Here is a 7,472-nt window from a genome sequence, read left to right on the forward strand (position 1 = left end):
ACCTCATTACCAATTAACAATCGGAAGTAGAGTTAATTAGCCGCGTCCAGTCAACTTATAAATAAGACGTTGAGCAGAGACATACGCCTTAGACTCAGCAATTCTATGGGCAAGTCTTTCAACAGCGACCGCTCGCTTCTTTCGATCGCCGTATAAAGGCAGCAAATAATAATAGGGCTCATCATATGCAGAGCAATCCTTTATCAACCCATGGTTGATGGAGGCTTGAATAGCAACGAGCTGTTCATATACTCCCGGATCCTTAATCTGTTTTAAAATGGCATCTGCGTAGTCGCGGTTAAAGCGGTTGGCAATCGTCACGTATAGCTCGCGCATTTTCAGCCCATCAGCAATAGCAAGATTGTGTCCCATGCCCCAAAGCATGTCTCTGACTCTACCAACAGTCCATTCGGTTTCTTTGTAGCCGACCCTATAGTGATACACATCAACCGGAACGACCTTACAGCAGCCCGCCTTCTCCAGTGCGCGCAAGAAAAAGACGGGGTCTTCATACCAATTCAGTTGAGGGAAACGAACCTTACCGTCGACAAACAAGGACGAGTCGTACATAAAACGAATCCAACCGTAGTCAGTCCAAATCTGCTCGAGAGGCACTTCGCGCTCGCAAGAAACATGATAGAAAGACTCATCAAATGAAAACTCAGACTTAATCTTTCCGGACGGCTTTAGCAGTGAAAGGGAGCCGCCACATATTAAAGCCCCCGACCTATCCATGGCATCGAGCAAATCGAAAAACACGTGGTCAGTGGCAAATTTATCATCGGGATCAATGAAAATAAGGCGCTTGCCCCTAGCAAGCTCAATACCTCTATTACGGGCAGATCCGGCGCCACAATTAAACTGACTCAAGACACGGACACGCGAGTCACGAGATGCGACCTCTTCCAGCAGGTCCAAAGAGCCATCGGTTGAGCCATCGTTAACAAGCAACACTTCGAAATCTTTAAAAGACTGTTGAAGCACGGAATCCAGGCACTCTTCAAGATATTCACTAACATTGTATACGGGAACGACTACGGACAAGAACGGCGAATTATCCGCGTAGGCATGAGGAGTAAACAGCGCATCAACGCTTGCCATGGAGTAGTATCGTTCGCGCAAACGGCAGGCCTGGTCCCAATCGAGAGCCGAATACCCCTTGCGGACCGAAGACCACACGGAAAGGAGCTGCCCGTAAAGCAACCGTACCTTTTCATAGGGCTCAGACATGTCAAACAAGCAGCATGCCATTTCTTTTGCATCATCTATGGCAATGTCGAAACCCCCAGCCCAAGCTTCGGGCGCACAAGGAGAACAAAGCAAAGACGCCCAATTATCCGGGAGCCGCTTAATTTGATTTAGATCCAGTTTCGAAATTGCACGAAGTGCAGACGTCACAAGCGTAGAAGAACCCTCGGCCCGCAGCTCAACGTCTCGAAGGGCATAGTTCTTACCATCAGTCGAATAAGCATCTTCGCCATCAGCGGTAGCAGCAAGATCGTCAAAATTGGCGTCTCTCGCAGCAAGGGCAACAATAGAAATGTTCTCAGCACGGCACGCGTCCGCATCACAATGACCCAGAAGGCGATGCTGAACAACGTCAGCGTCGCTGCGAAGTCTGCCCATTCCTTCAAATTCATTTTTAAGCTCAAATACAAGGGAGTCAGAATCAGGCGAGACAACAAATACCTCGTCATCATTTGATAACTTATCGAGCAAAGCACGCATGGACGTTTTTGCGTCCGTAACCGAAAGCGCGTTGCAGCAAACTAAGATGGATCGCCTAGGCTCAGTGGACCCATATTGCTCCAAGAAATAAGCCTCAGAATCATTGGTCATTCTATTTAAGCGAGCCAAGGTGCGCGAGTCGAATCGATCGGAATCAATTAGACCTGCTGCTTTAATCTTACTAAATTCCTCGACATATCTTGGATAAAAACGTTGTTGCAGCTCAGGAGCAAGACGATTTAGATTCCAGAGATAGCCCTCGTATTGTTGACGGGGAATCCAGTACTTAATAATCTGAAATTTATCGTGGTCTCGTTTGGCGTAATCCCAAACCGCAGCGTATTCATCACACACGCAAAAGAGTTTATTCTGATTCTTTACAGAAGAGTTGGCGTTATCGATGCGGTAATGGAGATATCCATCTTTAAGCAGCTTGACTCTGTCTGCTGCATAAAATGCCTTGAAATAGAAAGCCGTATCCTGGAACGAAGCCCCTGGCGTAGGCAGAAAACGCACTTCTTCCTTATCGATCATCGATTTTTTATAAATGCTTGTCCAAATTGCAGGCTGGCACATAAAGACACGCGGATTATCGATTGGATGAAAGACCTTGTCGTACGAACCGCAGGCAGCAAGATTTTCGACCAGATAATCGCACGACGAGTCCTCTCCCGTACGATGGGCATAGTAATTTGAACGGACGATGTCGAGATCATTTTTAGCCGCTTCTTTATAAAGCGTTTCGAACATATTGAGGGAGGCAAAGTCGTCGGACTCAACGATTCCGATATACTCGCCACGAGCAAGTTCAATGCCTTTGTTCATCGAATCGCCGTACCCACTATTGGGCTTATCAATTACAACGATACGCTCATCCCGTCGCTCGTATTCGCGAATAATCGACAAGGATGAATCGGTTGATCCGTCATTAATGCAGATAATTTCAATTTCGCGAAGCGTCTGATTTACCAGACTATTAAGGCACTCGCGCAAGTAGCGCTCAACATTGCATATCGGCACCAAAATCGAAACTTTAGGATTTTTCAACATAGCCCACCGTTAACGTAACGAATACTACAGGTCTAATACTATCATCCACTTCGTATAATTAGATAAAACTCATTGCCCGAGAAGCCCGTAAAGGAGAATCCCTTTGTTTCCTCTAACAGCGTTCCTCATTGCGCTTGCAGTCCTCTACCTTCCTGGCTGCATTATTTGGAACAACCGCTTTGACAACCCAGCAGCGACTGCCGCAGCGGCGCCTCCAACGAGCATTTTTGCATATGTGTTAGTCGGCATCTTGTGTTCGAAATTACATATTGCCATCTCAGCGATTAGCATATTTACGTTCACAGTTTTACTTTCAATTGGCATCTCTCTATTCTTCTTGGTTATTTCAAAAACTAGGAAGACAAATCCTTCCATAGCCAAGCCTAATGGACAGGATTTCTTACCTCTATTAATTTGCATAGGAACCGGCTTCGTCTTTGCCTATTGGTTCTTTTCACACTCCTTGGCAGACTGGTACCATCTAACGCAATCCGAAGACAACATTCGTCACTATGCCTACATACGCAGCCTTCTCAACTCAACGGATTGGTCGGCGCTAAACGTGTCCATGTATGGAATAGGCGTTTCTCAATCGCTCAACCCCTATTTATCCCAGACCGGAGGATTTTATCCCCTTGGATGGCATATTCCATCTGCTATTACCTGCGCACTGGCAGCGACCAGCATAGGAATTGGAACAAATGTAGTTAATTTCACTCTTATCGCCATTTCGCTGCCTCTGGGATCTTATTACTTAATTAGCCAAGTATTTCCAAATGAATCTAAGCTGCGCGTCGCCACCGGGGCCATCGTTTCTCTGGTTTTACCGGCATCACCCTGGGTATTGCTCGCAGTATGGCCTCTATTTCCAAATCTTGCCACAATGTGTCTTGTCCCGGCTGCAGCCGCCTTATTTATTGATGCGACAACCGATTCAAACAAGTATAGGCTGACCAAAGTCGCGGGATTTCTTCTATGCTGTGGCGGATTAAGTGTCACGCAGCCCAACGGCATTTTTGTGTGCGCCGTATTTCTTATTCCATATACTGTATGGATCTGCTCAAAGCATGGCTGTGAAACGAAACTTGCAAATAGGATCGGAATAAAGAAGGCGAGATTAATTACCGGTTCCATTGCAACCATTTCTATCTCATTGATATGGATTGCCTTATATAAATTACCATCTTTTCAGGGCGTAGTTTCATATTATTGGAGCCCGATAAGCACTATTTGGCAATCGATGGCTGACTGTCTATTTATAGCTTATCCAATTCAACCGGCAAGTGTTTTTATGGCATTGCTGTGCGCGGCAGGACTTTTACAGTTACTGCGAAAAAAACAATATTGGCCAGTTATTTCATGCTTATTAGCAATCGTTCTATATATCGTTGCTGCAGGTTTTGGCGACAACGTCATTAAACATGTGCTAACAGGTTTTTGGTACACCGACCCGTACAGAGTAGCGGCGATGTTAGCCTTCTGTTCCATTCCGATGGCATATTCGGGATTCACCCTGCTCTTGAAAACGTTTAAGGCGATCGCTAATCGGTTTGACATGGGAAGCAAGCCTTACTTCGTCAGTATCGCCGCGGTCATCACGATCTTTGTTATATTTGCCCTACCTTCTTTTGTCATCCGAGGTGTCACGGAAATTACCACTCCTTATTCGACCATGACCGCAAACATGAGAGGATTTACAAGGGTTGATGAGGGAGCAATTCTAACTGAGTCCAAAATTGAATTCTTGAATAAAGTCGCTACGATCACTGGTCCGAATGCCGTAATCGCTAACACCCCATACGATGGAAGCTGCTTTGCAAAAGGCATTGCTAACCTTAATCTACTATTCTGTAACGATGAAAACTATACCGAATTAACCACAAGCAGCTGGGCCATTGATCTTCGGTCTAACCTTTGCAACTACGTGAGTTCAAGTTCAACAAAGAAAAACGTCCGCGACAAGGATGTTCAGTATGTGCTCAGTCTTGAAGAAGACGAGGGGACCATGAAAGCATGGTATCCGGCTTTTGAGCAGTCACGTTGGACGGGAATTCTCTCGATTAGCGAAGCAACGCCAGGTTTCGAATTGATCTTGCAAACAGGGGATATGGCACTTTATAAAATCATTAATTAGCAAAGCACGCCACAAGACGTTACAACGAAAAGATTGATACCGATCGATTCAAAAGGCTACAAGCACTATACAGCCGAAAGGGCAGACCGTACTCATGTGGGCATCTTTTATAGCTGCTTTTCTTTGCGGCATTTTTACAATAATTGTTCCGGGCTACTTCATCGGACGGACCCTATTTAGTAACCCTTTACAAGCAATCGCTTTCTCGCCAGCAGCATCTGTTGCGCTATTCATAGTTGTGGGTTTTATTGCATATCCAATTAGCATGTCTGCGCTCCATATTTATTTACTAGTTTTATTGCTTAGTCTCACGCTATTCATGCTATTTAAAAGAAAAAGATCGACACTGAATGCCAGCCAGTATTTAGCTCTATCAACTTATGTGCTTGTGGGTACAGCCCTGACGGTCTTAATATTCCTTCGAAATATAGACGGGCCGGCATCTTATTCGGTGCAGACAGATACAACTTTCCATCTATCATGTGCAAAAGCAATGCTTGATTCCGGCAGGTATTCGATTCTGCATGCCTCTGAATATCCAGACTTGATGAGCGCGGGAGAAGGCACATTCTATCCTGCGGCATGGCACATCATTACTGCCGTTGCAAGCGGGCTGTCAAATACGAATATCGTCATTGCACATAATGCGATCAATTTCATTATCTGCTCATTTGTATACCCCCTTTCCACATGGCTGTTTCTTTCTTGCATTTTTAAAAACGATAAGAACCTTATTTTTGCAGGTGGAATTACTTGCAGTCTGTTTTCCTATTTTCCCTGGGCTTTTTTAATTGTGGGGCAATTTGATTCCAATTTACTAGCAAACGCGCTATTGCCGGGGTTTCTCTTTACGTTCTATCAGCAAATTACTAGCGATCGTCTAACGGGCAAAGTAACGATCAAAAATTCAAAAGATAATAACCTACCTCATGTTTCATACTCGATTATTTTACTGTTGCTATCAGTCGTAGCGCTGGTAGGGTCACAGACAAATGCAATTTTCTCTGCCGGTGTTATTTGCATCCCACTGATTGTCCAGTATTCTTGGAAAACAGCTGGACGTTTTACAGGCAGAAAAGAGTTGCGTTTTCTAGCCTCGACTCTAACTTTTGGCCTGATTGTTCTCCTCTGGTTTTTAGTGCATTCGTTACCATTTATCCAACCTATCGTCAACGTATATAGAGAACCGACAGCAACGTCTTTAGAAGCTTTTAAAACAATTTTGCTTTTAAAATTCGGACAGCCCGACAACGCGCAACCCATACTCGGTCTACTAGTGTGTATTGGACTTGTCGAGGCATTCGCAAACACAAAATATAGATGGCTCTCGATTTCGTATATTTTGATTGCCCTTATAACGTTTGCGTGCATGACCCTAAATCATCCGCTTCGTCAACTTATATGCGGCTTCTGGTACTCAGGGACAATTCGACTAGATGGAGTGCTAGCGATTGCCGCCGTGCCGCTAGCCGCAATCGGATTATGCAAAATCGTACACGTACTTATTAGGCCCATATTAAATAGTGGCAGAATTAAACCTGTCGACTTACTAATTACTGCGTTCGCCCTTTGCATGGCCGTCTTCATTGTTTTCACTTATCCTAAAAGTATTTCATACGGCACAAATAACTATAGATATCTCTGCAATCAAATACAGGTCAACTATTCGCTAACTTCTGGTGTTTCCATTTCACCGGAAGAAAGGCAATTTATAGACAAGGTAAAACGCATCGTTGGAAATAATACCGTGATCAATATCCCCTCAGATGGCAGCATCTGGTTGTATGCATCTGACGATATAAACGTGATCGCCCGTCAGTTTTACTCTACGCCCTATAAAGAGTATGAGCTATTTAAAACTTCACTTTACGAGGCTTCAAAAAACGATGACGTCGTAGATGCAATAAGAAAAACCCAAGCACGTTATGTGCTCATCCTCGATGAGACTGTAAGTGTTGGCAACTTTAATCCAAATGAATGGAAGGGCATCTTAGACATCACCGACGATACCTCTGGATTTACAAGCCTGCTTTCCGACGGCGATATGCGACTGTACCAAATTGATTATTAATAATTAAGTGAAATATTAATGCCAGCATAGAGTTACGGCCCGACATGACCTCAGCAATGGAAGTGACAAGAAAGTTGGCGTGGCGCCCAAACCAAAGCAAGTCGACACTGAGCCAGGAAACCTAGAACACGAGTATTATCCTATGCCGTCCCGTCACTATACACAAGCCTGAGGTCGAACTCAATATCTTTCTAGTCTCCGTCTCAAGCCAAGCCCAGTCGAAGGGACAGTCGCCCTGAGGGTGCACATGCACAATTTCGGCGGTACTTTTCCGCACTATTGCTCTGTGCTCAAACGAGATAATTTGCTCTATATTTAGTTTCGTCAGAAATAAAGGCTTTCTTACGCTAAGTACCAGCAGGAATAAGAATCGCTCAAGGCACTCAAGTTCACCATAATCGAGTGAAGCAATTATTGAAAACAACTATGATTACTCAATGCCTTCACAGTTGGTTGATTTCCGATCTCAACCGAACACATTGAGCTGAT

General features: G+C 44.6%; 3 protein-coding genes. 2 read left to right on the top strand and 1 reads right to left on the bottom strand.

Annotation, left to right across the window (positions count from 1 at the left end):
• Nucleotides 1-36: 36 nt before the first annotated feature.
• Nucleotides 37-2,778, bottom strand: a complete 2,742-nt coding sequence (locus DW899_RS04825; RefSeq protein WP_117800169.1) for a glycosyltransferase — start codon at nucleotides 2,776-2,778, stop codon at nucleotides 37-39.
• A gap of 103 nt (nucleotides 2,779-2,881) precedes the next feature.
• Between DW899_RS04825 and DW899_RS10445 the strand changes: the two genes are divergently transcribed.
• Complete coding sequence (locus tag DW899_RS10445; protein ID WP_147349722.1) at nucleotides 2,882-4,912, top strand: DUF6541 family protein; 2,031 nt, start codon at nucleotides 2,882-2,884, stop codon at nucleotides 4,910-4,912.
• Between the two features lie 94 nt (nucleotides 4,913-5,006).
• Complete coding sequence (locus tag DW899_RS10450; RefSeq protein WP_147349723.1) at nucleotides 5,007-6,983, top strand: DUF6541 family protein; 1,977 nt, start codon at nucleotides 5,007-5,009, stop codon at nucleotides 6,981-6,983.
• Nucleotides 6,984-7,472: the final 489 nt, after the last annotated feature.

The sequence above is a fragment of the Collinsella sp. AM41-2BH genome (assembly GCF_003468085.1).
In the GTDB taxonomy this organism is placed as follows: domain Bacteria; phylum Actinomycetota; class Coriobacteriia; order Coriobacteriales; family Coriobacteriaceae; genus Collinsella.

Excerpts from the sequence above, each read along its gene's own strand:
- DW899_RS10450 (WP_147349723.1), top strand. The coding sequence starts at position 5,007 with ATGTGGGCATCTTTTATAGCTGCTTTTCTTTGCGGCATTTTTACAATA.
- DW899_RS04825 (WP_117800169.1), bottom strand. The coding sequence starts at position 2,778 with ATGTTGAAAAATCCTAAAGTTTCGATTTTGGTGCCGATATGCAATGTT.